At 66.0% G+C, this 1605-nt stretch carries 2 protein-coding genes; one reads left to right on the forward strand and one right to left on the reverse strand.

The features are described from left to right. A partial coding sequence (gene atzF, locus A2J01_RS28060) for an allophanate hydrolase (protein WP_064114040.1) occupies positions 1-1424 on the forward strand: 1424 nt, incomplete at its 5' end. Between the two features lie 3 nt (positions 1425-1427). Here atzF and A2J01_RS28065 read toward each other — a convergent pair. After that, entirely contained in the window at positions 1428-1595 is a 168-nt protein-coding gene (locus A2J01_RS28065) for a hypothetical protein (RefSeq protein WP_269455343.1), read from the reverse strand. Positions 1596-1605 lie beyond the last annotated feature (10 nt).

Raw genomic sequence — 1605 nt, forward strand, 5'->3', positions numbered from 1 at the left:
GGTTGATCGAGCACGGGGCTGTTGTTCTGGGGAAGACCAATCTGGACCAGTTCGCCACCGGACTGGTCGGAACGCGCAGTCCGTACGGAGCCGTTCGCTGCGCCTGGGACGAAGAGTTGATCTCGGGCGGTAGTAGCTCCGGATCCGCCGTCGCTGTCGCGCTGGGAATTGCAGACATCGGAATCGGCACCGACACTGCCGGTTCGGGCCGGGTGCCGGCAGCGTTCCACGGGATCTACGGACTCAAGCTCTCGCTCGGCGTCATCCCCGCCCACGGAGTAGTGCCCGCCTGCGTCGACCACGACGCTATGACGGTATTTGCCGACGACCTCGAATCGGCAACCGCGGCAGCGGCAATCATGATCGGCCACGAACCTCGGGATCCCCGCAGCCGCGTCTGGCCTTCCGACGTTCGTCTCGCGGCGGCGCCGAATCCCCGCGTCGCCGTCCCCCGAATCGAGGATCTCGCTCAACTGAGCCCGTCGTATACAGCAGCATTTCAGGACACTGTGACAGCTCTGGTAGCCGGCGGCGCCGAGACCGAGACCGTCGACATATCCGGACTGCTCGACGCGGCCCGATTGCTCTACGACGGCGCCGTGGTGGCGCAGCGGTACGCCGCTGCCGGCGAGTTCCTCGAAACTCGTCCTGCCGGAGCAGATCCCGCGGTGTCCGACATCGTGCTCGGTGCGAAGCACCCCACCGGATACCAGCTGGTCGACGATCTCGATGCTCTCACCCGCGCCAAGGCTGCCGCCCGGGAACTCCTCGCCGGGTTCGACGCCCTACTGCTTCCCACCACCACCGAACACCCGACGATTGCCGCCGTGACCGAGGATCCGTTCGGAATCAACCGCCGGATGGGAACTTTCACCAACTTCTGCAACCTGCTCGACATGGCGGCCGTCGCGGCGCCCGGACACCGCACTGCCGAAGATCACCCGTTCGGCGTCATGTTCGTCGTACCCGCTTTCGACGACCAGATCGCCATCGACCTCGCTGCGCGACTCGGCGGTGCGCCTTCACCCACCCTCGTCGATACCGGAATCGACCTCGCAGTATTCGGCGCTCACCTGCGCGGGCAACCCCTCAACACACAGTTGGTCGACCTCGGCGCGCGGTACGTCGAAACCGTCACGACCTCGGATGCCTACCGGCTCTTCGCTCTCGACACGACGCCACCGAAGCCCGGCCTGGTACGCCGTGGCCCTGGACTCGGCGCACCGGTCGTCGGCGAGATCTTCCGAATCTCACCGGCCGGGCTGGGAACGTTCCTCGCCGCCTTGCCTGCACCGATGGCGCTCACCAGCGTCGAGTTATCCGACGGCAGAACGACAGTCGGTTTCAGCTGCACTCATGACGCCGTAAACGGCGCAGCTGACATCACCGACTACGGCGGTTGGGCCGCGTACCTCTCTCGCTGACAGTCACGGCTTGCAGATTCGAGTGACGGCCTCGCGCACCACTTCACGGCGGCGCGCGATCTCGTCGGCGTCGACGTTCTGGTTGTCGGCCACACCGGGGGCCACCACCCAGCCGAACACGAGGCCGAACAGCATCGTGATCAGGTCCTGGGGGTCCCAGTGCTTCGAGATGAGGCCGTCT

Origin of the sequence: Rhodococcus sp. EPR-134 (genome assembly GCF_001647205.1) — a bacterium.
Taxonomy (GTDB): domain Bacteria; phylum Actinomycetota; class Actinomycetes; order Mycobacteriales; family Mycobacteriaceae; genus Rhodococcus_F; species Rhodococcus_F qingshengii.